Genomic DNA, 25,352 nt, shown 5'->3' on the forward strand with positions numbered 1-25,352 from the left:
ATATACATATTTCAAGTTTGCATTGCTAGTACTTGGCGATTGAATTCATCTTGGTCAGCAAATGTTTGAAAAATTCTATCCATTTTAGTCAGTTCAAATAACATCTTGACTTGATCGCTGATAGAACAGACGAAAAGTTTGCGATTAGCATTTCGCATCATCTGCATTGCTGATACTAAAGCACCTAAACCAGAACTATCGATAAATTTTACTTCCTTGAGATCAAGCAACAAAATATCAGCTCCCTTTGCTAAAACTTCGTTAACTTCACGGCGCAATTCATTACCTCTAATACCATCTAGAATTCCAGATATTTCTAATACTGTTACACTCAAATTCATGATTTTATTTTCCGATTATGTGGTTTATAAATATCTTGCTTATATTTTGACATTAAAATAATATAAACGGCAAGTGATAAATTAATATTTTTGTTTTAATAATATTAATAAAATCATCATGTAAGTGATTTCCGACTTATAAAACAAGTCAGTAATTTCAAGAATAAAAAACTAAAATAATATATCAAAATCTACTATATACCTAACCAGTTTTGTTTTGTTACTTGTTTTTTACTATTTGCTATAGCGGTAAAAAAGGTAGCATCGACCCATTGACGAGAAATTTCAAAAGCTTCAAAATAGCCATCTTTTTGCCCTAGTTCTCGTGCCCAAAAACGAGAGAGGACAAGTATCGCATCAAGTTGCATAAATGCTTTGTTTAACTCAGATTCGTAACAACCAATAGCTGCAATCTTTTCCTCAATTACAGAGGTAATATCTACGAAAAAGTTTGGTTCAAAGCCACGTAAAAAAACAGGCGGTGCTGAATACCACAAAGGTATATTTTTGCGGGTAGCAACATTAGAAACTGCGATCGCACATACTTCATGATCTCTATGTCCATATTTTTCAGGTTGTGGTGCGTGAGTAATAATCAAATCCGGTTGCCAACGTCCAATAGCTTCTTCAGTGACTTTAATTACTGCTTGGGTGGAGAAATTGCACTCTTCAAGTGCATAAAACTCGTAACTTGCACCGATAATTTTACCAGCGGCATCAGCTTCTTGATGACGTTTACCCTTAACAGTCGAGCTAGAAAGTTCGCCATTAGTCAAAATTAAACAACCAACATTCCAGCCTGCCTTAGACATCAGGCTGAGAGTCCCAGCAGCAGGTAGGACTTCATCATCAGCATGAGCATAAATTGTTAACACAGTTCGCTGAGCAAAGTTGTTACAGTCTAAATTATTATTCATGGCTGTTTTCTTTCTGGATTTAATTTATGAAGATGGAGGCAGAATTCAGGAGTTATTCCCCATGTCCCCCATTTGGTTTATCGTCAATAAAAGCGTTAATACCCTCATTTTAAGTCGGGTTTAAATCCTCATCTGAATGCGAAGAGCGTGCCATAGACAAAATGTCTTGAATTTTGAATTGTTAAGCCTCTTTCGGCGGTTGCCAAACAGATGCACGGACAATCGCGGACAAAAGTAATAAATTATAGATAGCCCATACACTATTAATTAGGTGAACTTCAGGATAATCCAGATGGCCAATTGCAAAGCGGTAAATGCTCCACAATATTCCTGCAATAGTAAGGATAAAGACAAGCAATTGTGGCCAAACCAGGCGGAGATAAATCCCTGATTGGCGTTGTTTAGGTGTTACTTGGAAATTGATTTTTTGTCCTGTGAATACACTCCATACAGCTTGAATTAATAATGGAAATAAACCGATCGCATATTGTTCTGAACGCCAAATTTCTCTAGCTGGAATGCCCCAAGTAGCTGCTAAAAAAGTCAGCCGATTGATAATAAACGCGGGGAAAAAGTGTATAGCAAAGTCAGGTCCGTAAGTTTTAATTGGAATAATATCTGTGAAAAAATAGATAATTGGACAAGAAATAAAAACTAGAGTTGAAAAACCCGAAAAATAGCTATACATCGTCTTAAAATAATGCAATCTTTGCCAAAAAGTTAACCCTCGTTTTGTCAGTGGATTTTCTCTGAGTAGTACTTGAATAGTTCCTTGTGCCCAACGTAGCCGCTGTTTAAGAGTAGAACTTAGGTCATCTGGTGCTAAACCTTCTGCGAGAAGTTCATGGTGATAAATAGATTTCCATCCAGCGCCATGCAGACGCATAGCTGTATTCATATCTTCTGTAATACTGTTACTGGATACACCACCAATTAATTGAAATTCATTTAAACGTTTTTCATCTTTGGCAAACTCATCAGCGAAATGTCGTAGTCCAACATTAATCAATGCTTCCCGCCTTAATAGTGCATTTGTCCCTGTATAAAAAGCGGCATTCATGCCATCTTTGCCCTGTTGGAGCGGCCCATAAAATAAATTTGCTCGATGTCCAAAAGGATCGCCTGGAGGAATATTGTAAAAATCCTGGCGAGTTTGGACAAAAGCAATTTGATTTTGCTCGTATTTACCTGTGAAAAAATTATAGGTGTAGAAATAAGGGAGAACTCGCTTAATAAATTGTCGCTTGGGAATATGATCGGCATCTAGGGTAAGAATAAATTCTCCGGAAGTTTCTCCAGAAAAAATCGCGTAATTGAGGTTACCTGCTTTAGCGTGGTGGGGTACACCATCAGGTTTCGGACGAGCAATGTAGCGAAAACGAGCGAGTTCAACTAGTTCTAGTTCTTTATTGCAAATAGCTTTTTCTAAGCCTTTGCGTTCGGTAGTGAGGCGATCGCCTAGCGTCTTTGCAGGAGAATCACCTATACTTTGATGAGTCGGAGGTAACCAAAGAATTAACTGTCGTAGACTTTGCACAAATCCAGCAGCAGACTCATTAACTACTGGTTCTGATAATGCTTGCAACCATTGTTCAGCAGCTTGAGTATTAGATGTGAAATTTTCTAGTTGCTTCCATCGCTCCACCAAACAAGAGTATTCTGCATCAATGCGTTCTGCTTCCTGCTGTAGTTGTGCTGACTGCAAATCCTGAATACACAATTTTTCTGTCATCGATCGCATAGCAGGTGAGTTACCATCATCTAGTACATAAACACGTAACTTTGTTACTGGGTAATCCATTGCTAGCGCTGCTTTGGCAGTTTCTTCAACAATTTCTGGTGGTTCGTTGTAGCATGTTATGAACACATCCACTGTTGGCCACTCGGATTTGGGTATCGATGGACTCATTTGGTCGAGAGATTTAATCTGTCTAACTAAAGGTCGCCACAATCCAATGACAAACATTACGCCGCCGAAATAACTATAAATTTCTGCCATTAGTAAAGGAATAGAGAGCCAAAGCGCATCGAAATTGATGGAATGTGTAATACGCCATTGCAAATACCAGATACCAAAAATTAAATTTATCTCTGCCAAATAGCGAAATAACAGCGTTCTTTTTTTGAGTAAGGAGCGACTGTTGCCGGAAAAATTTGAGAAATTGTCAATAAGAGAAATTGAAGCCATTATATTACCGATAGTTAATGTAACTGCATCCCTTCAAAACAAGTATTCCCTAATTAAAGTTTTGACTAACAACCTAATTTTTGTATCCACTGAAATTGATATTGCTGAATTAAGTAGAGACGTAGCACTGCTATGTCTCTAGAATAATTTTGATGTTCAGAAAAGATCGTTGTTATTTTGTGTCAGTTACTAGGTGGGTATTTTCACTATTGGAAACCCAGTAACTTCCAGAACTATTAGAAATTAACTTGGTTTGTTGTATTGCAGTATTGGGTAAACCTCGCCCAGAATAGCCTTTGCTAACTGCTTCCCACCAAGGAGAGTTCATAGCAGTAGATGGACGAATCAGAGGTTGTTGATTCATCAGTTCGTACAACAAGGATTGCAAAATCATACTGTTGGTACTGCTAGTGAAACCAACTGCTGTTTTACCTGTGGTTTCATAGAAGCCCTCGTAAAATCCAGCTAATGGGTTATATAAGTCAGTCGTTCCTTGGAATAACTCTTGAGAATACTTATCTTCGGGAAGCAGCGCATGATATGCAAAAGCCACTGCTGTACTTACTAATCGCCCCTTTGGTACTGGTTGCCCATCATCTCCTAAAGCTACCCAAGGATCGCCTTTCTCAGTAATTATTGAACTATGGATAGTGTAAGGCTTGCGATCGATCAAGGTGGTGGCTGAAGCTGTGAGGGTGCCAGTGCGACGATAACGTTCAGCTTGTGCCTGAAAAATTGGTTCAAAGAGCGATCGCATTTGTGGATCTAGTCCAAACTCTAGGGCATACAGTAAGAAAGGATTGCTAACTGTGTATTGGTTAACTTTGGAGTTAGTATCTGTGCGACGGCGTTGAATTGGTACTTTCACTCCTTCCACTGAGGCCGTTTGATATTCACCGCCAACAGCAGAACCGTTAACATCAAACCCCCATAATTGAAAACCACGAGCAGCATATTCCTCGTAACCTAAGCGGGTTTCTGGGTTGACACGAATAAGCGATCGCCCATCTTGCTCTTTGGTAACAATAGCACTAGAAAGAATACCTTCACGGACTACACGCAAGTATGACCAATCCAGGACAATTTTATCTACCGCAGCCGTGTATTCTGGATGACAGGTTTTTAAGTTATAAAGTGCTGCCAGCATTCTCCCTAAATCTAAAGCTGACCAGCCGTTGCCTTCTGGCGTCGGATTTCCACCATAATCTATTGATTGCAGGGTTCTGCTATCATAACCCCGACTTGGCAATTCCAGACCAAATAATGGTACTTTTACCAACGCTCCTAAAAGATGTCGCGTGCGTTGGTCAAATTCTTTGGATGTAATTATATCGAGCGATCGCGCTGCATGGAGTGCTGCGAGATAATCTCCTAAGCCCCAGAGAGTTGCACCTTTAAAATCACTGCGATCGTCAATTAGCCCACTTTTGGAATGATAATTTGCTTGAAAGTATTGCCAAGCCGCTTCTGCATAGCGTCTTTCAATAATTGTCAGCGATCGATCTAATTTGAGGTTAGATGATGGCTTAGGACTATCCACTGGTGGAATAGGTGCAACGGCCACTTCCACCACTTTAGAAGTGTCCGCAGAGGTTGCAGTCGGAGGTGTAGAAGTTGGAGGTGTTGCAGAAGAAGCATTTTCAGCAGGTTTGACAGTTGGAGGTGTAGAAGTTGGAGGTATTGCAGAAGAAGCATTTTCACTGGGTTTACCAGTAGAGACACTGACAGAACTAGAGCCAATTAAAGGGTGATTTCCCCTAGCTTTGTAATATAAAATCTCCAAAATTAAGCCATTAGTATTACCTGTCAAAGCTTTATTGGGTTGTTTTGATTCTTCATAGATCCCAGCATAGTAACCACTATCATCAGGACTGCGGAGATCCTTGACAGCATCAAAAACTTTTTGGGCATAGGCATTATCTGGAAATAAATAGCGCCAACCAAAAGCAGCTTTTGTACTGATGCTGCGAAACTGTGGGTAAGGCTGGTTGGTATCCGTGATTGTTGCCCAGTTTACACCGTTTGCGTAGACGGTGTTGTAAAGAAAATAAGGTGGTTGATCGATATTGTCTTCTGTAACCGCAGTCAACTGCCCTGTGGTATCGTAACGCCGTTTTTGCACATCTAAAACCCTGGCAGCAAAATCAGCTAACTGACCTTGCAAGCCAAATTCAATCCCATCAAGAATATAAGACTCGCTAACAACATAATTATTAGCGTTGGTGCTTTTAAAGTCACGGGTATCAACGGGAATTTGTACACCATTAATTTCGACTAACTTAAACGGGTCTAGGGAAATAGCCTTGGGTGCAGCAAAACCCCAAAGTTGATAACCTCTAGCGCCGTATTCTTCATAGCCGAGTCGTCCTTCTTGCACTAGTAAAGTTTTGTTGTCTGGGAGAACAATGGCGCCATAAAGTTGTTCATCTTTGAGCGATCGCCCTATCTGCCACTTTGCGACAATTCCTTTGAGCCAATCATTATATTGAGGATGACAGGTACGGATAACATCAAACGCTGCTAGGACTCGCCCAACATCCAAAGCAGACCAGCCAATACCTCGCTCCAGTGGATTATTACCATAATCAACCATTTGGGCGGTAGCGGCGTTATAAACTTTATTGGGTAAGGCATCTTCAAACAACTTCAAGGTGTTGAGAGTCGTCAAAAATTTGTTCAGGCGGTTATCAAAGTCTGCTTGGTCAGTAAGATTCAACCAGCGTGCAGCATTTAAGGCCATGAGATAGTTACCCATATCCCAGAGTGTACCCGAAGGATAACCCCCAGTAGAATTGGTAAATCCTGTTGCTGGCTGATAATTTTTGACAAAATACTGCCAAGCACCACGAGCATAAGTTTGTTCTTCGGGTGTGAGCGGGGCTGTAATATTACTACAGCTATTGGAATTTTCAGATAAAACTGGCGTTGGGATGTAAAACAACAATTGCAGAAATGTTCCAACTAAGAACAATGCAATCCATCTCAACAGTTTTTGTTGACGAAGTTTGTGTATCATAATGTAAATAAAGAGTTAAGAGCGTCATAGCCCGTCTGTACAGCTATATTCATAAAATAGAGTTTTATTAGGTTTATTCTTTTCCTAATGGTTCGAGTAGCGCCAACAAACAAGATAAAATCGCGCACTCATCATAGATTTTTTATTAGTTAAGCAGACTAGAAACACCTCAAGCACCAGGCTTGGGAATATAGATTTTCCCAGTACTGTAGGAATAAGATTTCAGGGGAATTACATCCTGAATCTCTTCGAGCAAATTCTCCGGGAGTTTTTCCATAGTTTAATATCCAAAAAAAATATGCATAGTATCTGACTACAGGATGATATTCGGTAAAACTCTGAATATCAGGGTGAATTATACGGAAGTTTTAGATATTTTTTTCTAAACGGGGTATGTATACGGAAAAAGTTTGTATGTTGCCAACAATTTGAGCAAAGTGAGTCTGGGTCAAGCTGCGACTGAATTTGAGATCCTGTTGAGGGTTAGTCAGAGGGGCGATCGCATGGGAATACTTTATATATAGTAATTGTAATAAATAGTACTCTTGTAATATGAGCTACTGTACCAATATTGATTGTCTACGTCCCCAAAATTCTGACAGTTCTCGTTTTTGTAATAGTTGTGGTCAGGAATTGTTACTCAAACAGCGATATCGCGCATTGGCTGTTATTGGACGCGGTGGCTTTGGTAGAACGTTTTTAGCTATTGATGAACATCTTCCAGATCGTCCAAAATGTGCCATCAAACAGCTATGTTTTCAAGAACAAAATCCGGAAATTTGGGAAAAGGCAGTCAACCTATTTCACCAAGAAGCGCTTCGTCTCAATGAATTAGAACACCCTCAAATCCCCAAATTATTAGCACATTTTGAACAAAATCAAAAGTTTTATATCGTTGAAGAATTAGTAGATGGAAAAACACTCGCACAGGAATTACAACAACAAGGCGTTTTTAAAGAACCGCAAATTTGGGAGATCTTAAAAAGTTTATTGCTTGTACTGCAATTTATCCATTCCCGACAAGTAATCCACCGAGATATTAAACCGGAAAATATTATGCGCCGTTCTATTCGAGGAGATTTGGTTTTAATAGATTTCGGAGTTGCTAAATTTGCGACTAATACAAGGCAACTGCGTACAGGGACAATAGTAGGTAGTCCAGAATATATTGCTCCGGAACAAATGCGAGGAAAGGCATTACCAGCCAGCGATATTTACAGCTTGGGGGTAACATGTATTTACTTACTTACCGCTGTTTCTCCCTTTGATTTATTCGACGTTGGTAACGATCGCTGGGTATGGCAAGAACATTTACCGACAAATAATACTGTTAGCGATCGCCTCTGTAAAATCTTAGATAAACTTTTACAAAATGCCGTTTCGCAACGCTTCCAATCTGCAACAGAAGTGTTACAGATACTGGAACAACAACCAAATAAATTGCTAAATACTAAGTATCAGGCATTAACTACTATTGATTGCAAACATTTGCATGATTTATTAGCAAAAGGAAAATGGCAATTAGCAGATCGAGAAACTTGGGATCTCATGTGTGAGGCACTGGCAAAGCCTAGAGGAAGCTATATATTTAGTAGTGATATTGATAAATTTCCCTGTCAAGATTTACAGACTATTAACCATTTATGGGTAAGTTACAGTCATAAACACTTTGGTTTTAGCGTGCAAACACTTATTTACAAAAACGTCAATGAAGACTACGGACTTTTTTGTAATCAAGTTGGTTGGCATATATACAATTATAGTTCTGCGAAATCTGAATTGAATTTTAGTCTCAAAGCGCCAATAGGTCATCTACCCTCACCCCTGTGGGTTGGTGGTTTTCAACCGTGGCGATACCTCAATGCTTTAGCTGTAAAACTAGCAGCTTGTGGTATTATCCCTCCTCTGTCACTTTCCGGAGTGAGCAAGTAGTAACTATAACAGGATTTAAATTGATTCATTTTACTAATTAATTGATTGAATCCCAGCCATAAATTAGAATTGGGAAAAATATGTATTCAGGGATAAATCAACCATTATAGTAAGAGTAGTACAACACACCTCCCTGGCGAATGGAATTCGCGCGCCATTTGCTCATGGGGAAAACCCCCTTGGCGCTAGCCTCTCCCTTTGGGAGAAGACCACACTGGCTTGGCTATACGGACAAAACCCACCTGCGTGGGTTTCAAATTCTTTATTTTGACTTAGAGACCAAAATTTCGGCGTTGCTATGGAAAGGCGCAATTGGTCTAGCGGTAGAGCCGAAATCAAACCAGTTTCCGTGTGCTACCTGGCCAATTGCAGTCGGAATAAGTGCCTCTGCAATTACTTCAAAAGTAGCTCCCTCCAACAAGACGAACTTAAATTCTTCAAAAGTACTATCAGCAGTAATTATCATAATGATGTCGGAGAACACTATGGGAGAACTCACGACTAGCCAGCCATCTTCCGGAATCCATGTTCTGCCCTCATAAATAGAACACAACCCCCACTTTTGACGGTCTGGACGATCTACGAAATAGTTGGCATAACCCCGCTTTTCTAACTTGCTCTCGTGGTATGGCATTTCACACAGTCCATCCCAGATTTGCTCTCGCTCAATAGTATAATCCCTCGTGTCAATACGATAACGTACTGGTATATTACACATCTCCAGCCTATCTTTTGGATTGTCAGGTTGTAATAATCGCTTGTAGTAAGTAGAGAATTCGATTAAATCAATAACAATAGTGTTTTTTTCTTCAAAACTATTAATTATATGATTGAAGCTGAAGTGAAAAGACGATCTGATCTTACGAACCAGTTTCATGGTGTAGCGATCGTAAATATAGAAAATGTTGTTTTCTGAAGGTAAATCCTCCATGCTGTCAAATATACTGCCATTGAATATGACTTTCTTGACATTTATTCGTTCTGGGCTTTCAATGATCACTAAATAGTTGTTAGTCACAACTATATTGTGGATATTACCCACTTGTTCTAGTTGTACGGAATCGAAGTAGGTTACATCCAAGTTTGGTTCAATTTTGGCTGGGTAAATTGTCGCAGACTGACCAAGATTCCAGGTGTGGACTTCCAGTAGATAGTTATAGTAAGTCGTTTCTTCTGGATCGCTAATGTAGGCAGCAGCGCTGGAACTGATGTTCCAAGGAACTTTGCTCTTGAATAACCGACGAGCTTGAAGTGTTTCAAGTGTGTTAATGTCTATTTCCTCAGCATAGTGTAATCCCTCATAATTAACTAAGTAGTGGCCATAAATGTTTTGTACTTCGAGCGCACCTGTAGTAGGCGTTTTATTTTTGATAACTGGCAGAATATAGTTCAGTAAATGCCACGGTTTCCATCTAAATTTATCTCTTGTTTTTTTTGTCTGAAAACTTACTACTGGTGGCAAGTAGCCTTGAGCAAGGGTTTTCTTGTATAAAGAATTGTGCAAGAACTTTGTCTTGAAAGTTACTGTGCCTTCATCAAAGTAGAAACCAAATAGTTTTGGTAACCCATCAAAGTGATGTACAAAGTCTTTATCTGTTCCCAAGTAACCTCTGCCACACCAAACAACTGCACCTTTGAGATATTTGAATCTTTGTTCTTGGACACCATCTTCAAATTGTAATTTAACCTCATTACTGTATGTCTCAAAGATATTGCTACTGAACATAATAGATTTAGGATTTAGAAGTTAGTTAGAAAAATCAGAATGACATACCAAGTTGAATTGTCTGTCAAAGGAATTTCGATGTAAGTGAAATTATTAATGCTTTCAACACCACATGAAAAGTAATTAATATTTTGATTTTATTGGTTTTAATATTTTCACTATTAGTTTAGGTATCTTTAACAATGACACCATAAAATTATTTGATTAATTAATTATTAAGTATGCTTTAAACTCTTGTTAAATAATTGTTATCTATTGCTGCAATAAACTATTTATTTTTTCTCTTAACTTGAGTATTATCTAATTTTAAAAATTAGCTCATCTCTTTTTAACCTTTGTAAAGTAGGTTATTGTCAAGTAATTTTATAGATTATTAAGCTTTAAAAAAAGTAATAATTTTAAGTAGTCTATTGCAGCATTGAAGGAAAAAATAAATTGATTAGCAAAATATTTTGTTAGTACTTAAACTGATGTGAAAAACCTAGTTTTAGTCTAACAATCAGTTTTCTATCTTAAAAAGGTCATATATAGAGTTAAGTATTAAAAGTAGAACAAATGAAAAATCTTTTTGAAGAAGCCAAAGAGCAAAGTCAAACTAAACCGAGAACAGGAGTCAATAAAAAGGTGATGAATCTTGCCGCTAGCTGGTATGTTGCTATGGACTCCAAAGCTTTAGTCAAAAAGCCAAAAGCTATAGACTTATTTGGTGAACACTTAGTAGCGTGGCGAGATCAAAAGGGACAGCCAGTAATCATGAAGCGTTACTGTTCCCATATGGGGGCTAGTCTGGCAATGGGTAAGGTAATAGACAATTGTATCCAATGTCCTTTTCATCACTGGCGTTTCGATAACGTGGGGCAGTGTATTTCTATACCCGATTTAGACCATATTCCCCCAACATTTCGTCAAACTATTTATGTTACTGAGGAAAGATATGGTTACATCTGGGTTTGGTATGGTACTCAGACTCCTCTATTTCCTTTGGTTGAGTATAAGGCTGCTGAAAGCCAGAGGCATAACTATATGACTTTTCGTTTTTCTTACCATACCAAAACCACTGTGTTAAGAGTGATTGAAAATATCTTTGACCAATATCATGGACCGGCCTTACATCAGCTACCAACTACTTCCCTTCAACTTACTGTGCTTGATGAAAATTACTTAGCACAACAGAGCGAACTACCCATAAAAAAAGAAGCTTGGTTTGGAGTTTTAACTGAAGTCCAGGTTAAGAGGTATTTTGGGCTAATCGGTGTCGTAGCCAATGTTTTAGGTATAAAATTTAAAACAATTACAATTTACATCAACGGTTATCCTAGCGGAACTTTGGCAAAATTTTTTTTCAATGGTGAAGAGAAGTTTCAGACACTCCAGAGCAGTACTCCCATTAATGAAAACCACACAATCTGGAATGGGTTGTTCACGATCAAGAAAACTGGCAATATTTTCCTGGATTTAGCTTACTATCTCCTGTTCGGTTTGCAAAATGGATTAACTGTTTATCAGGATGTACCAGTTTGGAATAACCTAAACGCAGATGAGGGTGGAGCTTATATCAAGCATGACAAGGGAGTACTGAAGTTTAGAGAGTTCTATCAAAGTTGGGTTAATAAGGTCGAAGTTGAATAGTACTAGCAAAAGCTAGCTATAGCAATTCTGGCGTTGCTGATTAGTGGGATGATTTTTGTCGGGCTTACGCCCCGCTTCGCTAACACGCAGAAACGCAGAGACCCGGAGAATAAGAGTTTGAGAGATTGAATTTTTAATTTTCATCCTCATATTCAGCAACGCCGCAATTCTATTTAATTTACAAACTTACTCGTCAAGAGAGGAAACAGGGAACCGGGCACAGATTTGTTTGGATCTCCTCATTTAGGACTGCTATATAAAAGTGGGCGTTGCATAATAGAGAGATGAATAGATTTATATAAGTACAGTTATTCCGATATGCAACGCCAGTTTTTTTACTACCTAAGAACCTTAGTTGTAATTGACGGCGTTTTGATAGCAGTTTCGGTTGACTTCTGAATCTTGACTCCTGCCCAAACTGTGAGGGGTTGTCCGACTTGCTTATACAACAAGCTTTCTAAAATCACACCGTTATTGTTGGCGGTGAGTGTTTTATTCGGCTGATGCAGAGATTCATAAAAGCCGTTGTACCAGCCATCTTTAGATTTGAGGTTGGTTTGAACAAAATCAAATAATTGTCGGGTATAAGCGGTATTGTAAAGTACATGCCAGCCGATCGCTGCTTTGGCACTAAAGAACCGCAAATCGTTATGTTTTTCGCCAGTATCTGCGATCGTTCCCCAAGGTTCTCCGTTGACAAATAGGCTACTGTAAACAAAGTATGGAGGGCGATCCAAGTTGTCTTCGGTAACAGCAGTTAATTGTTTTGTGGCTTCATAACGTGCTGCTTGAGCAGCTAAAACGCGATCGGCATAAGCTTTAGGCAAAGCTTGAAACCCATTTTCGATACCATCTAAAATATAGGGTTCGCTAAGAACATAGTTATTAGCTCCAGAGTTTTTATAGTCGCGTTGGTCGTAAGGAATTCCTTGTCCATAAAGATTAACAAAGGCAGTATGGGATTGATAATCCAAGGCTTTTTTAACATTCAAACCCCAAAGTTTTAAACCATAGGCAGCATAATTCTCATACCCCAAGCGACCTTCTTGGTTGTACTGTTCTTTGCCTTTGATGACGGCGGTACCGTACATTTGTCCATCTTTAGTTAGACGTTTGACTTGCCAATGTTTCCAAACGTCTTGGGAAAGCGATCGCATTTGTGGATACTTGGCATCAACAATCTTCAGCCAGATTGCCATCCGTCCCAAATCAATGGCAGACCAACCAATTTCTTCGCGTTTTTCTAGTTGACCGTAATTAACGGGTATAAGGGTTTTGGGATTGTAGACTTTGTTGGGCAGTTCCTCTTTGTATAACGGCAAAGATGCCAATGTTTTCAACATTTTGGTCATTTTGGCTTCAAATTCAGCCGCAGACACAATATTGAGTTCTCTAGCACTGACTAAGGCGGCGATCGCTGCTGCCTGATCCCACATAGTCACAGAGGCAAAACCATCAACAGAATTAACCAAGCCAGTTTCGTCATTCCAGTTGCGTTGGAAGTACAACCAAGCCTGACGGGCAGTTTTAATTTCTTCTGGAGTTAACGAACCAGCCCCTGGGGCTACATAAGGAGTTATGGCTATTGTTAATTGGTTGGAAGCAATAGGTTCACCTCGTAAAACTACAGACTTAGCATCAAGATTGGCAATTGTTTCAGCTTCTTGAGCAGTCAAGGGAGTGCTTTGTGCGGGTTCACGCTTTTGTGGTAACTGCTGTAAATTAGTTTGGGATGTTGATATCTCCGGTTTCGCTATGGAAGTCTGAGAAAATTGCTTTGACCAAAAATTAAAACAAGCGATCGCTATGACAGCAGTCACCACTCCTCCTACGGAAGCGAGTATAGACAAGCTTTTAGATGGGGGTTGAAAATCAGAACTCATACGGATTAAAGCCTTATTCGATCAATCACAGTTGCTTGTGTAATCTCACTAGACTTTATTCTTCCCAATTTTGAAATCTGATTAACGTCATGGATTCTATTGCTACAACTTCCGAAGGAGATTTGAGTGCGATCGCCCCACACCGATCGACTTTACCCTCAATTCCCCACGATTTTAGGCAAATCTCTAGTTACTTCCCAGAAAAGCGATCGCCATGACAACATTTTTTATCGGAAATTCTTAATCTAACAACTAACTCCGGTTACTCGATTGATATATAGTAGTTTATAACTTAGCTTTTGCAAAGTAACCCTTGTAGCTGTGCAATGCTCTGGGAACACCAATGGTCAAAGATTCATTTGGACTCGAAATTACTACCGATTCATCAGTTGCGGTTGATGCCATCAATAACTTTGTGGATCAATTATTCAGTGTTGGCAACGATGCTCAAGTTATTCTCAAAGCAGTTGAGGCAGATCCGGCTTGTGCGATGGCCAATGCTCAAGTTGCCGCATTTTACTTGTTTGCTGGTGGCTCCTTTGGCTTCACTCAGGCAACATCTTATCTGTATGTGGCCAAAGCAAATCTCAAAAAAGCCAATGAGCGCGAAAAACTTTACGTTGCAGCAATAGAAGCTTGGGCAAACCGGGATATCCAAGAAGCGATCGCTCATCATGAAGCAATCACTGATAGCTATCCCCGCGATTTAGCCTCAGTGCATCTAGCCCAATATCATTATAGAAATTCCGGTAACAGTCAGGGATTGCTGGGGATTGCCGAAAAAGTTTTCGCCGCCAATGAAGATAATCCCTATATCTACGGGATGCTGGCATTTGGGCTAGAAGAGTGCCATCGGATACCAGAAGCAGAAACATATGCAAGACTTGCGATCGCCCTGAAACGAGATAACCGTTGGGCACATCACGCCATTGCTCATGTGTTAGAAACCGCAGGACGCCTGGAAGAAGGGATTACCTTAATGGAAAGTCTCAGTGATACTTGGGAATTTGCTAGCTCAGCTTTTTATGGACATCTTTGGTGGCACACATCTCTTTACTATTTGGATCTAGAAAATTTCGCCAAGGTGCTAGAAATATATGACACACGCATCTGGGGACGTGCCAAAAAAGATAATGGGCGCGAGCAAATTAATGCCATCGCTTTGTTACTAAGGCTAGAGTTACGCGGTGTTGATGTGGGTTCGCGCTGGCAAGAACTTGCTAGTTATTTGCAACCACGGCTACACGAACATGTCCTGGCCTTCCTGGATTTGCAATACATCTATGCACTGGTGCGGGGCGGTAAAGAAGACTGGGCGGGTGAAATGTTGGAGAGTATGCAAGACCATGCCGAAAAAGTATTGCCCTATGTAAGGCGTACTTGGGCAGAGATCGGAGTACCTGCGGCTCAGGGGATGATAGCTCATGCTCGTGGAGATTGGGGAGAAGCGATCGCTCAACTAGAGCCAGTATTGCCAGAGTTACAATCCACAGGCGGATCTCATGCTCAACGAGACTTATTTGAGCAAATTTATCTTGATGCTTTGATACACCAAAGGCAGTATCACAAAGCCTTGAATGTTCTGGAAAAACGCCAAGTTGCGCGCGACAACATTCCAGGAATTCAGCGGCAATTAGCTAACACTTACAGCCAACTGGGACGCACCAATGAAGCACATCGGGCTTCCCAACGGGCTTTAGAACTATCACAACGTTATCAAAAAGTAGAGCAAACAGTATGACCACATACGTTAATCTGGGAAAAAGTGGACTGAAAGTATCGCGCATTGCTTTAGGCACTATGACTTATGGCGATCGCAAATTGCGAGAATGGGTATTAGAAGAAGAAGAAAGTCGTCCTTTTATCAAACTGGCTTTGGAGTTGGGGATTAACTTCTTTGACACCGCTGATGTTTATTCCTTGGGTGTCAGCGAAGAAATTCTGGGACGAGCATTAAAAGACTTTGCCAAAAGAGATCAAGTAGTGATTGCTACCAAAGTTCATGGTAAAGTCGGTGATGGACCCAACGATCGCGGATTATCTCGCAAACACATTTTTGATAGCATTGATGCTTCATTACGGCGTCTACAGACGGATTATGTTGATTTGTACCAGATCCACCGTTGGGACTACGAAACACCAATTGAGGAAACCCTAGAAGCACTGCACGACCTTGTGAAAATAGGTAAAGTTCGTTACTTGGGCATATCGAGTGTTTACGCGTGGCAGTTTGCCAAAGCCCTTTTCCTCGCCGATCGATATGGTTGGAATCGCTTTGTATCCATACAAAACCACTACAACCTAGTGTACAGAGAAGAAGAAAGAGAAATCATCCCTCTATCTTTAGACCAAGGAATTGGAATTATTCCCTGGAGTCCCTTAGCACGAGGCTTTTTGGCTGGTAATCGCAGCAAAGAAGACTACGGTCAAACCGTGCGCGCGAAAACCGATGAATTTGCCCATAAACTCTACTATCAAGATTCAGATTTTCAAATAGTCGATCGCGTTGTCGAATTAGCCCAAAAACGCGGCGTCAAACCAGCTCAAATAGCCTTAGCTTGGCTATTACATCAACCAGGTGTGACAGCCCCAATCGTTGGCGCTAGCAAAATAGAACATCTCAAAGAAGCAGTTGAGGCTGTGGATTTGCAGCTTTCAGATGAAGAACGCAAATACTTGGAAGAACCCTACACACCTCATCCGATCTTAGGGCATCAATACCCCTCCCCAATTCGCGTATAGGCAAATTGTATTAAGGGACTTCCAACTAAAATAAATATCCCATCATTTCGGTGAGCAGGGGAGCATACTTCAACTCCCTTCTCTACGAGAGGCTGCGCCAACGACTACGCTACCTCGGTTTTGCGGTAGCGTAGTCGAAACTCAGTACAAGTTCGCTCGTCGGCACATCCTGCTTCAAAACCCGTAACTTTGTACTTGATATAAAAGAAAACTGTTGTAACTCACGATATTCTTTACAGAAAGTTAGTCTAACGCCTAAGCTGGATTTAGGATTCATCCAGAAGATTTACGCAGGCGATCGCTCGATGTCTATTCCGCAAATTAGTGAATTTACTATTCGTCGTCATGCCAACGCCAAATCTTTCCAGCGCGGCGAGGCATATTATGAAGCTGGTGCTGTCAATGCTATTACCCAACGTGGCGATCTGCTTCAGGCAGATGTTGTCGGCAGTGAAACTAAACCTTATCATGTCAGCCTGAATTTTGATAGCAGTGGGTTAACTTCTGTAAACTGCACCTGTGCCTACAACTTTGATGGATGGTGCAAACATATTGTGGCGACAATGCTCGTTTGTGCGCGTCACTCAGAACATATTGAGCAGCGTCCCACCCTAGAAGAATTACTAGATCGCCTAGATCATATTCAAACTCAAAGACTGTTGCAAGAGTTGGTAGCAGAATACCCATCACTAATTGAGGCGATCGACCGACGTGTAAACTGGATGAGTATTTCTGCTATCAAGGAACAAACCATAAAACCCGTGCGGCTCATTACTACTATCGATCCGGCTCCTTTTCGCCGCGAAGTGCGGCAGATTCTTCGGGATGCCGTGCGCTATTTTGAAGAGGGGTATGAAGAAGACCCAATTGTTGAAGAATTGCTGAGTGTGGTGCAAACTGCCACAGATTTTAGTCAACGGGGAGATGGTAAAAATGCGATCGCTATTTTAGAAGCCATTACCTCTACTTGTGTGGAAAATTGGGACGATGTTGCCGAATACGGCGCTGAAAATGATGAAATTGTTGAAGAATTAAATCAAGCTTGGTGTGAGGCAATTCTCACTACCGAACTGACTCCAGAAGAAAAAGTTGATATTCAAATAAATTTGGAAGCATGGCAAGATGAATGGAATGCTGATTTTGGGCTGATTATGGAGGCTTTACGCCAAGGTTGGGATTATCCACCCCTAGCCCAAGTTCTTCAAGGTAATTTTACCGAAAGAGGAGCTTGGGAAGAAGAAGTACCAGACTATGCAGATGATTTGGCACTAATTCGCCTGAAAATTCTTGAACATCAAGAACGTTACCAAGAATACTTGTATTTGGCAGAAGCGGAAGGACAAACCGAGCAGTATCTGACAATGCTGGGGCGTTTAGGTAGGGTGGAAGAAGCAATTGATGCTGCTCAAACCCAGATGAACTCAATGGAAGAAGCCTTTGCTTTAGCGAAAACACTCAGCGTTCAGGGAGCATTACAACAGGCACTAGATATAGCCCAGAGTGGATTAAATTTACCCGGTAATTGTCAGTACGAGTTGGGAACTTGGACGAGTGATTTAGCTATTGAATTGGGTAATAGGGAAGCTGCTTTATTAGCAATCAAGGCGGCTTTCCAAGTCAATCCCTCCTTTATTGACTACCAAAAGATCGAAGAATTGGCTGGCGAAAACTGGGAAAGTGTGAAAACAGATTTGCTGAGAATTATTCGCACTCATGGAGGCTGGGGAACAGAATCAGCCAAGGTGGATATTTTCTTGCATGAGGGGCTAATTGATGATGCCATTGCGATCGTTAGCGAACTCAGTTCTTATTATTCTGAGTTAATTCATCGAGTGATGAATGCTGCTATCCCTCATAATCCTACTTGGGTGATTGCCAATGCCTGTCGCCGTGCCGAAAAGATTATGGATGCAGGTAAGGCAGAATACTATTATTACGCCGTTGAATGGTTAAAAAAGGCACGTAATGCTTACTTGGAATCTGGTAAAAAGGCTGACTGGTTAAGCTATCGCCAAAATTTGATGCAAAGCCACGGTCGTAAGCATAAACTGATGGGAATGTTTAAACAAAGGGATATGGAATAAGTTATTAATTAAAAAAAGGCAGGATTTCCCGCCTTTCTAAAAAAAACATACAAAACCATAGTTAAGCTAAGTATTACACTTTACCTTAGTTAACTTTTGTCAAAATGATGGCAAATGTGTGGCAAATGTGAAATTCGATAGTAGATTTTTAAGCTAAACCTTTAGCATACATATTCTTTTTCCTTTTCAGAAAGATACCAAAACTAGCAGCTATCAGGGTTCCGAGAAAGCTAGCAGGTTCTGGAATAGAAGTCTCTTCAATAGGTACTAAGATTCTCAAACTCGCCAAGGGAGCATCAGTTATACTCAACGATGTTATGGTTGGCGAGCCGGGGATATCGGATTGGAAATCAAAGACTGTGGGAGTTAAACTACCATTGGGTTCGCTATAGCGATCGCCATATCCACTAATTTCAAAAGTTCCTTGATACTGCTTTCCGGTGTTTGGGTCGATGACAGTACCAGTGTAGAAAGCTTTTGTCAGATTAAATTCATCCTGAATTACTCCTTGAAATGTGGTTTCTGGTAATTGTCCTTGATATTTGTAGGGAGTCAACTGACCACCAGAGAGAACCGGCGATGTGAGAACACCATCGAAGGAGACAATAGGAATGCCTTTAAAGTCAACGAAGTAATGCAGACTTCCATCAGAACGTGTTCCTATCTGCAAATAATCTGACTGATATACAGGAACATAATTAGGATTATTATTAGTACCTAAATTACGGTAATAAGTTCCAGTTTCATCCGTATCAATACGAGTAATACTGTTATTGAAATTGGGATTATTTCTGGGAAGTTCGATAGTTCCTGATAAAGTGCCAGTGCTTTGAATTGTAATAAATTGAGCAGCAAAAACACTAGAATTACTCAAACCAATAATTGCTGTGGCTAAACAACTGCTGCTAACAATTGCACAACCCATTTTAGCCCCTGATAAACTTACTTTCATGAACAATTTGCTCCTGTAATCGCTGATGAGAAAACACACCTAGTTTGCTGAGATTAATTTCAAATGATGCCCCAGCATGATTTATTATTCCCAAACTAGTAATGTAAATCTCATCCTCAATAAAAAGCTTTCTTGAGTCAAATTGGAACATTTTATCTAATAGACTAGTCTGCCCGAGCAATTATCAAAATCACTAATTAGGATTTACGCAACTGGCATATTATTTTTAGTTTGTAGTGAGGACTAAAGTCCTCAATACAAACTAAAAGTTTTAATTGTTTATGACATTTGCGTAAGTCAGATTAATTTTGGGCTAACTCCGTTGTAGAGACTTCTCCAATACATCGATTGAGCCAAATCTTAAATAAAAATTAGTCAATATTCCTAAACTAAACTCACAGCCAAGCACGGTCATATTGAACAGGCCAGAGTTTATCGTGTCCGAGTTGCTTGGCTGCAAGATGTGGCCAATAAGGATTACGGAGTAGTTCGCGTCCTAACAAGACTATATCTGCTACTTCTGTGCGAATAAGTTGGTCAGCTTGTTCTGGTGATGTAATTAACCCTACAGCTCCTGTATGAATATTAGCTTCGCGGCGGATGCGTTCGGCAAATTGAGTCTGATAACCAGGTTTAACTGGTATATTAATCCCCGGTATCAGCCCTCCTGATGAAGTATCGATGAGATCGACTCCTAGAGATTTAAGTTTGTCACTTAAAGCGATACTTTCCTCAATGTTCCAGCCCTTGTCTACCCAATCCGTGGCGGAAATGCGTACCCAAAGTGGATATGTCTGTGGCCATACTTCTCGGATTCCTTGAACCACTTCTCTTAACAAACGAGTACGGTTTTCAAAGCTACCACCATAATCATCTTCACGTTGGTTAGAAAGGGGTGAGAGAAATTGGTGTAGCAGATAACCGTGGGCAGCATGGATTTCAACCACCTTGAAACCAGCTTGCACAGAACGTTTGGCAGCTTGGATAAAGGCGTCAATCACTTGTTGAATTCCCTCAAGACTTAGGGCTTCAGGGATGGGGCTATCTTTGCTAAAAGCGATCGCACTACTGGAAACTAAGGGACGCCAACCTTCTTGAGATTCATCGAGTATTTTCCCTCCTTTACTCGGTTTAGCAGTGCTGGCCTTTCTACCTGCATGAGCAAGTTGAATACCTGCAACAGCCCCAAAGTTATGAATCAATTCCACAATCTTAGCTAGAGTTTCGATATGTGCATCTGACCAAATGCCTAAATCTTGTGGGCTAATACGTCCACGTGCTTCTACAGCTGCCGCTTCGGTTAGTACTATACCTGCACCACCAACTGCACGAGAAGCTAGATGCACCATATGCCAGTGATTGGCATATCCATTTGTACTCGAATATTGACACATGGGGGAAACAGCAATGCGGTTACGAAAAGTAACCTCACGAATTATGAATGGTTCAAACAGGTGTGGCATTAGGATTGATTCCTTCTCTTACTAGGTGAAAGAAATTTAGAGGAGATTTGCATCAAAAAGCGATCGCTAAATTTCAAATGCTACTTACCTACCTTAGCAAGTGGCTATCAGTAATTAGATCGCTGTGCTTTTTAGATCTCATTATCACGTACTCAGTATAGAGTTAAATACTTTTTGAATCACTAGAGTTCCGTTCGAGACTGAAATGAATCCTTTTATTATCAGGTTCTTGGCTCTGTAATTCCCAGATATCGTATGTGATTTGTTCTTGATCTACTAATAACTGGAGATGTTCTGGTAATTTAGTTGTTTGCCAAATTGACCAGATTTCTCCATATAAAGATTCTCTTTCCATTTGTCCGAAAAACATTGGTTAATTCTCCTAGTGTTGTCGGTGTATTTCAAATCTAGTTTCACTATAATCCTGACATCGGCTTGCTAATAACTCCGTTAAATTTTGACAAATAAAGACTGATTTTTTAGCCAAATTCACATGTTTTATTTTCCCTATAAGGTAACTTATTTTTGTCTATAAAATACCTCACTATGTTTTAATTACTTATGAATTTCAGCAATTACATAGAAAAAATAACACTATTTAAAATTCTTAATAGATTTTAATAAAAAGCTGAATTAGCTCAATATCAACCTAAATATCTTGTTTTCCCAGTGTTGATATTAATGATGCTACACTTAATTAGTCTAATAACGTAGTATTCGTAATAACTAAATTAGAAAATATCTAAACACTAATAGTTAAAAAGTATCTAAAGTGATACACGTCTAAATTAGATAAACACTCTTTATAATCGTTGATGGTTATCGGTCATCAGATCAAGGTAGAAGTTAAATGCACAACAGCTTATAACTCTCAAACCAGTAACTTCTTCAATATCATAACGGTTAAGATTAAAGTTATTTACACTACGATAATTCAGATGTACTCCAAGGGATTGTAAGGTACTTCCAAATAAAAATATCCCACTGTTCAGAGTCAACACTTGGGCTAATTTCTGCTCATTTCGACTACGCGGAAATTGAGCGAGTTGCACTGAGCGGCGTCGAAGTGAGTCGAGATTCAGTGACCACAGTCAGCAACTTCAAGCGGTTATTTTTATTTCTTGGAGTTCCCTTAATTTGCTACAATACTAGAGTATAGTACGATAATTCGATAAACTTTTCGTATTATATAGTTATGATATTTGCATAGATTATGCTAAAAAACAAGAGGCAATTAAAAAAGGGACTGGAGATTAGGGACACTTCTCTGCGAGAGGCTGCGCCAACGACAAGCTCAGTGCATCGCTGGGGACAGGGAAAACTTGGGTAATGGATTTAGACCACTACCCAAGTTTTGTTCGCGCAGGGTTTCGTAAAGAAGAAAACTCTTCACCAGTTACCAGTAGCCAGTTACTCTTTCATCTAAGGCTTTTGAAATTCATTTCATTGAGACCACCTTATCCCAACGACAAATTTTTATGCCTACCTACTTACTTAAGTGGACTGAAAAATATCAAAAAAGCGCAAAAATATAGTCAGATATTTGTTAAAACATCTCTATTTCAACAATTACCATTCGGAAAAAGGATGTTTTACTAAATTGCTGTTGAAATATCTGGAGTCATCAGAAACTTCTTGTCCAATCCAGGTTGGTAGTTCGATTTGTTGAGTTTCATTACTGAGTTCAACTTCTGCTAAAATTAGCCCTTTATTAACACCGTCAAACTCATCTATTTCCCAAATCAAACCGCCAAACTCAATTTTATATCTAATTTTTTCTATAAATGGACGTTCACACAAAGTCTCAAGCATTTCTTGAGCATCCTTAGTAGGAATAGGATACTCAAACTCTAATCTTGAATATTGGATGGTCGGACCTTTAATTGTCAAATAACTTTTTTCGCCTACTACACGTAGACGTACAGTCACTTTACCTTCTGTAGGTATATATCCTTGACGATATATACTACCTTCAGCCAATCCTCTCCAACTATCTCCTTTGACTAAATATTTTCGCTCTATTTCTTTCGCCATTTTATTTACCTGATTATTTTGTTTTGCATATTGGGTAACAGCGCCTTTAATTTATTTTAACTTGGCGGTTATACATACATAGTTACAAAAAAAAGTCCAAGTAAATACAGAATTATAACCTTTTATATATAGACAATTTACTTACATTTGGTTCAAATATACTATCAAGCTTCTATTATGATTATAGAAATTAACCATATTACTTTGTCAGTCTCAGATATAGAAAAGTCCTTTGACTTTTATACCAAAATTATCGGTTGTAAAGCGATCGCTAAATGCAAAAGAGGTGCTTACTTACTGGCAGGTAATTTATGGCTGTGCTTATCCTTAGATCCAAACACATCCACAAGTCCTGCGCTTAAGTATACTCATATTGCTTTTAGTGTTTCTTAGCAAGACTTTCAGCAATATAGCGATCGCTTCATTTCTCTGGGTGTTAAACAGTGGAAACAAAATATCAGTGAAGGCGAATCACTATATATTCTTGACCCAGATTATCATAAGCTTGAATTGCATCTAGGTGATTTATTATCTCGAATTGCTGTAACTAAAAAATCTCCATATGAAAATATGAAGTTTTTTCAAGATGAAATTTGAAAAAAATTCATATTTTCATCCTCAATTCTTGAGATTTTGTCACTATTAAAATGATGATGGGGTAGTATCATACTTGACTGGAACTCTGTCTGAAGCTAATTGATTTACTGAAATGAAGAAGTTAGAAGTAGGCAATCGGGTCTTAGGGTTTATAAAAACTTGCGTTCAGGATTTCACAATATTTGAAGTGGTAAATTGGAATCCTTCACAAGTTTTTAGAAGTAAACAGGAAATAGAAAACACTGAACTCTTAATAGTAAACACACACAATTTACAGAGAATTAAATCGATTTTGAAAACATGAAACACAAGTCTTATATCAGCTATTACTGAGCAGGAATTACTAGTACATAATAAGTCCTCGCTCCCTCAAGAACTAACTAAAGTCTCTGCTTCTACTTCTTCTTTCGCTAAAGCTAATGCTTGATAAGCACTTTTAAACCTTGTCTCATCTACAAATTTATCACCAAAACGCTTTAAATAAGCTTCCAGATACTTAATACGTAAGTGTGGATTGGATGGACTTTGAAGAAATGGGAGGTCGGCTTCAACCATAAACCGGATAGCTAATAAGGGGATGGGACTACGAAGTGGACGGAAGTTTGGATTGTGTAAACCAGGACTTTCATTACGTTTATGAAATTCTCCGATCATTAATCCTGATTCAACAAACAAAAGTTTGAGTTTTTGTTGGATACTATCTATTAATTGAGGAGCTTCTTCTATATCTATATCAGGAAAGATAAGTAAAAAAGCTTTATTAATTGTTACTTCTTCCTCCTTGTCTTCCATCTCAAGGAAGATATCTCGGTAGCGTCTAACAAGATTTTCTACTTGTTCTGGATACAAATCTTTTGTGCGAATAACTGTTAGACGAATACTATTTGATTTAACAGAGCGAGGTACAAAAGGGCAAACTGCACCGGGTCTTCCTAAATTAGGATGAGGTCTGCCTAAAAAATTTTTAACCCAGTCCATAATTGCAATTAAGTGAGGAAGGTCTTGATTTTCCTCGAGTTGTTCAATTTCAAAAGGTGTATAGAGTTGCGTTAGCATAATTTAAATGGAGTAATTGTTGAGTTGTTAATTGAAAATTAGTTTTATGATTTGATACCTGAAATTAATTTTTCTCAAAAAAATTAGCCTTGATTATAAATTTGCATTTTTGGCTATTTTTTAGTGAGTAATATAATATATGTAGTATCGTCGCTAGAATATATGTATTATCGATCCCGTCCTTTTGCTTTTTGGTACTTCTAAGTTCCTACTATTTTTAACAAAAGTATTATAAAGTTAGCATCTTAATGTTTAGTTTTATTGTAAAAATTTAGTATAGATTTGAAATTACTGACAGTATGTGATCTAAATAATCAGTATTTTTACTCTCGTATTAAAATTTTAAAAAAGAAATTAATCTTTGTTGCTAATCAATAAACATTAATGATATTATTACCAGCCAGCAAAAAACAGAGGCGAAGAATTCAATTTTTTATATAGCAGTTGCCAATTATATAAACTTAACCAGATCTACCTCACTAAATCTTATTACACTATATAGGAAGAACTTAATAGTTTAATAAGATTTAGTTATATGAAACTCCTATTTGATTTTGCGAAGCTAGTTAAGTTTTTACGCAAATAAACATTGCACTGTGACTAGTGGGGGGCTGTCCTTTGTCAATAGCCATTAGACCTTTGTAAACAGAAAAGACTGTTGATGAGAGATTGGGAGACGGAAAAGCTTAGCTCGGACTAAACCTCCGAACTAAGCTTTTCAACAAAGGATTTTATAGTATACTTTGCGAGTTTTTAAAGATCCTCTTAAGAGGATGTTTGAAGTCGAGTTGA

General features: G+C 39.1%; 17 protein-coding genes and 1 pseudogene. 7 read left to right on the top strand and 11 right to left on the bottom strand.

Going from position 1 to position 25,352, the window contains the following annotated elements; translation table 11 throughout:
- Nucleotides 1-11: 11 nt before the first annotated feature.
- From ACFG4S_RS11160 to ACFG4S_RS11175, 4 genes are all read right to left on the bottom strand, one after another.
- Nucleotides 12-341 carry an STAS domain-containing protein gene (locus ACFG4S_RS11160; RefSeq protein WP_392534855.1) on the bottom strand — a complete coding sequence of 110 codons (330 nt, stop codon included), beginning with the start codon at nucleotides 339-341 and terminating at the stop codon, nucleotides 12-14.
- A gap of 194 nt (nucleotides 342-535) precedes the next feature.
- A complete protein-coding gene (locus ACFG4S_RS11165; RefSeq protein WP_392534856.1) occupies nucleotides 536-1,258 on the bottom strand; it encodes a PIG-L deacetylase family protein in 723 nt (240 codons plus the stop codon).
- Between the two features lie 181 nt (nucleotides 1,259-1,439).
- Nucleotides 1,440-3,446 carry a glycosyltransferase gene (locus ACFG4S_RS11170; RefSeq protein ID WP_392534857.1) on the bottom strand — a complete coding sequence of 669 codons (2,007 nt, stop codon included), beginning with the start codon at nucleotides 3,444-3,446 and terminating at the stop codon, nucleotides 1,440-1,442.
- A 172-nt stretch (nucleotides 3,447-3,618) separates the two neighbouring features.
- The gene (locus ACFG4S_RS11175; RefSeq protein ID WP_392534858.1) at nucleotides 3,619-6,462 is read right to left on the bottom strand and encodes a DUF3131 domain-containing protein; all 2,844 of its coding nucleotides are present in this window, start codon (nucleotides 6,460-6,462) and stop codon (nucleotides 3,619-3,621) included.
- 552 nt (nucleotides 6,463-7,014) lie between these two features.
- On the opposite strand from ACFG4S_RS11175, the gene ACFG4S_RS11180 reads away from it, so the two are divergent.
- The gene (locus tag ACFG4S_RS11180; RefSeq protein ID WP_392534859.1) at nucleotides 7,015-8,394 is read left to right on the top strand and encodes a GUN4 domain-containing protein; all 1,380 of its coding nucleotides are present in this window, start codon (nucleotides 7,015-7,017) and stop codon (nucleotides 8,392-8,394) included.
- 262 nt (nucleotides 8,395-8,656) lie between these two features.
- On the opposite strand, the gene ACFG4S_RS11185 is transcribed toward ACFG4S_RS11180, so the two are convergent.
- A complete protein-coding gene (locus ACFG4S_RS11185) occupies nucleotides 8,657-10,120 on the bottom strand; it encodes a carotenoid oxygenase family protein (RefSeq protein ID WP_392534860.1) in 1,464 nt (487 codons plus the stop codon).
- 555 nt (nucleotides 10,121-10,675) lie between these two features.
- On the opposite strand from ACFG4S_RS11185, the gene ACFG4S_RS11190 reads away from it, so the two are divergent.
- On the top strand, nucleotides 10,676-11,749 hold the full coding sequence (locus ACFG4S_RS11190) for a Rieske 2Fe-2S domain-containing protein (protein ID WP_392534861.1): 1,074 nt from the start codon (nucleotides 10,676-10,678) through the stop codon (nucleotides 11,747-11,749).
- A 338-nt stretch (nucleotides 11,750-12,087) separates the two neighbouring features.
- Here the strand turns inward: ACFG4S_RS11190 and ACFG4S_RS11195 are convergent, their stop codons facing one another.
- A complete protein-coding gene (locus ACFG4S_RS11195; RefSeq protein WP_392534862.1) occupies nucleotides 12,088-13,632 on the bottom strand; it encodes a DUF3131 domain-containing protein in 1,545 nt (514 codons plus the stop codon).
- An 89-nt stretch (nucleotides 13,633-13,721) separates the two neighbouring features.
- On the opposite strand from ACFG4S_RS11195, the gene ACFG4S_RS11200 reads away from it, so the two are divergent.
- The 4 genes from ACFG4S_RS11200 to ACFG4S_RS11215 all read left to right on the top strand — a co-directional run bounded on the left by ACFG4S_RS11200 (nucleotide 13,722) and on the right by ACFG4S_RS11215 (nucleotide 18,458).
- On the top strand, nucleotides 13,722-13,850 hold the full coding sequence (locus tag ACFG4S_RS11200; RefSeq protein ID WP_392534863.1) for a hypothetical protein: 129 nt from the start codon (nucleotides 13,722-13,724) through the stop codon (nucleotides 13,848-13,850).
- Between the two features lie 125 nt (nucleotides 13,851-13,975).
- Nucleotides 13,976-15,373: a tetratricopeptide repeat protein gene (locus ACFG4S_RS11205; RefSeq protein WP_392534864.1), complete on the top strand. Its 1,398-nt coding sequence runs from the start codon at nucleotides 13,976-13,978 to the stop codon at nucleotides 15,371-15,373.
- Entirely contained in the window at nucleotides 15,370-16,374 is a 1,005-nt protein-coding gene (locus ACFG4S_RS11210) for an aldo/keto reductase (RefSeq protein ID WP_392534865.1), read from the top strand. The genes ACFG4S_RS11205 and ACFG4S_RS11210 overlap by 4 nt, the downstream gene beginning before the upstream one ends.
- A 305-nt stretch (nucleotides 16,375-16,679) precedes the next feature.
- Entirely contained in the window at nucleotides 16,680-18,458 is a 1,779-nt protein-coding gene (locus ACFG4S_RS11215; protein ID WP_392534866.1) for an SWIM zinc finger domain-containing protein, read from the top strand.
- 148 nt (nucleotides 18,459-18,606) lie between these two features.
- Here the strand turns inward: ACFG4S_RS11215 and ACFG4S_RS11220 are convergent, their stop codons facing one another.
- The 4 genes from ACFG4S_RS11220 to ACFG4S_RS11235 form a co-directional block, all read right to left on the bottom strand.
- Nucleotides 18,607-19,410, bottom strand: coding sequence for a PEP-CTERM sorting domain-containing protein (locus ACFG4S_RS11220; protein WP_392534867.1), 804 nt, complete (start codon nucleotides 19,408-19,410; stop codon nucleotides 18,607-18,609).
- Nucleotides 19,411-19,805: 395 nt separating this feature from the next.
- On the bottom strand, nucleotides 19,806-20,873 hold the full coding sequence (namA, locus tag ACFG4S_RS11225) for an NADPH dehydrogenase NamA (protein WP_392534868.1): 1,068 nt from the start codon (nucleotides 20,871-20,873) through the stop codon (nucleotides 19,806-19,808).
- 163 nt (nucleotides 20,874-21,036) lie between these two features.
- Nucleotides 21,037-21,243 (bottom strand): hypothetical protein, encoded by a 207-nt coding sequence (locus ACFG4S_RS11230; RefSeq protein WP_392534869.1) that lies wholly within the window; start codon nucleotides 21,241-21,243, stop codon nucleotides 21,037-21,039.
- Nucleotides 21,244-22,442: 1,199 nt separating this feature from the next.
- Nucleotides 22,443-22,907, bottom strand: a complete 465-nt coding sequence (locus tag ACFG4S_RS11235) for a CYTH domain-containing protein (protein ID WP_392534870.1) — start codon at nucleotides 22,905-22,907, stop codon at nucleotides 22,443-22,445.
- A gap of 177 nt (nucleotides 22,908-23,084) precedes the next feature.
- Between ACFG4S_RS11235 and ACFG4S_RS11240 the strand changes: the two are divergent.
- Nucleotides 23,085-23,504 (top strand): annotated as a pseudogene (locus ACFG4S_RS11240) (VOC family protein).
- Between the two features lie 369 nt (nucleotides 23,505-23,873).
- Here ACFG4S_RS11240 and ACFG4S_RS11245 read toward each other — a convergent pair.
- Nucleotides 23,874-24,560: a DUF6875 domain-containing protein gene (locus ACFG4S_RS11245; RefSeq protein WP_392534871.1), complete on the bottom strand. Its 687-nt coding sequence runs from the start codon at nucleotides 24,558-24,560 to the stop codon at nucleotides 23,874-23,876.
- Nucleotides 24,561-25,352 lie beyond the last annotated feature (792 nt).

Origin of the sequence: Nostoc sp. C117 (assembly GCF_043099735.1) — a bacterium.
Taxonomy (GTDB): domain Bacteria; phylum Cyanobacteriota; class Cyanobacteriia; order Cyanobacteriales; family Nostocaceae; genus Nostoc.

Bases quoted from the DNA above. Each gene is read 5' to 3' on its own strand.
- ACFG4S_RS11235 (WP_392534870.1), bottom strand. From the start codon at position 22,907: ATGGCGAAAGAAATAGAGCGAAAATATTTAGTCAAAGGAGATAGTTGG.
- ACFG4S_RS11230 (WP_392534869.1), bottom strand. From the start codon at position 21,243: ATGTTTTTCGGACAAATGGAAAGAGAATCTTTATATGGAGAAATCTGG.
- ACFG4S_RS11170 (WP_392534857.1), bottom strand. From the start codon at position 3,446: ATGGCTTCAATTTCTCTTATTGACAATTTCTCAAATTTTTCCGGCAAC.
- ACFG4S_RS11205 (WP_392534864.1), top strand. From the start codon at position 13,976: ATGGTCAAAGATTCATTTGGACTCGAAATTACTACCGATTCATCAGTT.
- ACFG4S_RS11195 (WP_392534862.1), bottom strand. From the start codon at position 13,632: ATGAGTTCTGATTTTCAACCCCCATCTAAAAGCTTGTCTATACTCGCT.
- ACFG4S_RS11215 (WP_392534866.1), top strand. From the start codon at position 16,680: ATGTCTATTCCGCAAATTAGTGAATTTACTATTCGTCGTCATGCCAAC.
- ACFG4S_RS11180 (WP_392534859.1), top strand. From the start codon at position 7,015: ATGAGCTACTGTACCAATATTGATTGTCTACGTCCCCAAAATTCTGAC.
- ACFG4S_RS11185 (WP_392534860.1), bottom strand. From the start codon at position 10,120: ATGTTCAGTAGCAATATCTTTGAGACATACAGTAATGAGGTTAAATTA.
- ACFG4S_RS11210 (WP_392534865.1), top strand. From the start codon at position 15,370: ATGACCACATACGTTAATCTGGGAAAAAGTGGACTGAAAGTATCGCGC.
- ACFG4S_RS11165 (WP_392534856.1), bottom strand. From the start codon at position 1,258: ATGAATAATAATTTAGACTGTAACAACTTTGCTCAGCGAACTGTGTTA.
- ACFG4S_RS11220 (WP_392534867.1), bottom strand. From the start codon at position 19,410: ATGAAAGTAAGTTTATCAGGGGCTAAAATGGGTTGTGCAATTGTTAGC.
- ACFG4S_RS11200 (WP_392534863.1), top strand. From the start codon at position 13,722: ATGGATTCTATTGCTACAACTTCCGAAGGAGATTTGAGTGCGATCGCC.
- ACFG4S_RS11190 (WP_392534861.1), top strand. From the start codon at position 10,676: ATGAAAAATCTTTTTGAAGAAGCCAAAGAGCAAAGTCAAACTAAACCG.
- ACFG4S_RS11175 (WP_392534858.1), bottom strand. From the start codon at position 6,462: ATGATACACAAACTTCGTCAACAAAAACTGTTGAGATGGATTGCATTG.
- namA (WP_392534868.1), bottom strand. From the start codon at position 20,873: ATGCCACACCTGTTTGAACCATTCATAATTCGTGAGGTTACTTTTCGT.
- ACFG4S_RS11245 (WP_392534871.1), bottom strand. From the start codon at position 24,560: ATGCTAACGCAACTCTATACACCTTTTGAAATTGAACAACTCGAGGAA.
- ACFG4S_RS11160 (WP_392534855.1), bottom strand. From the start codon at position 341: ATGAATTTGAGTGTAACAGTATTAGAAATATCTGGAATTCTAGATGGT.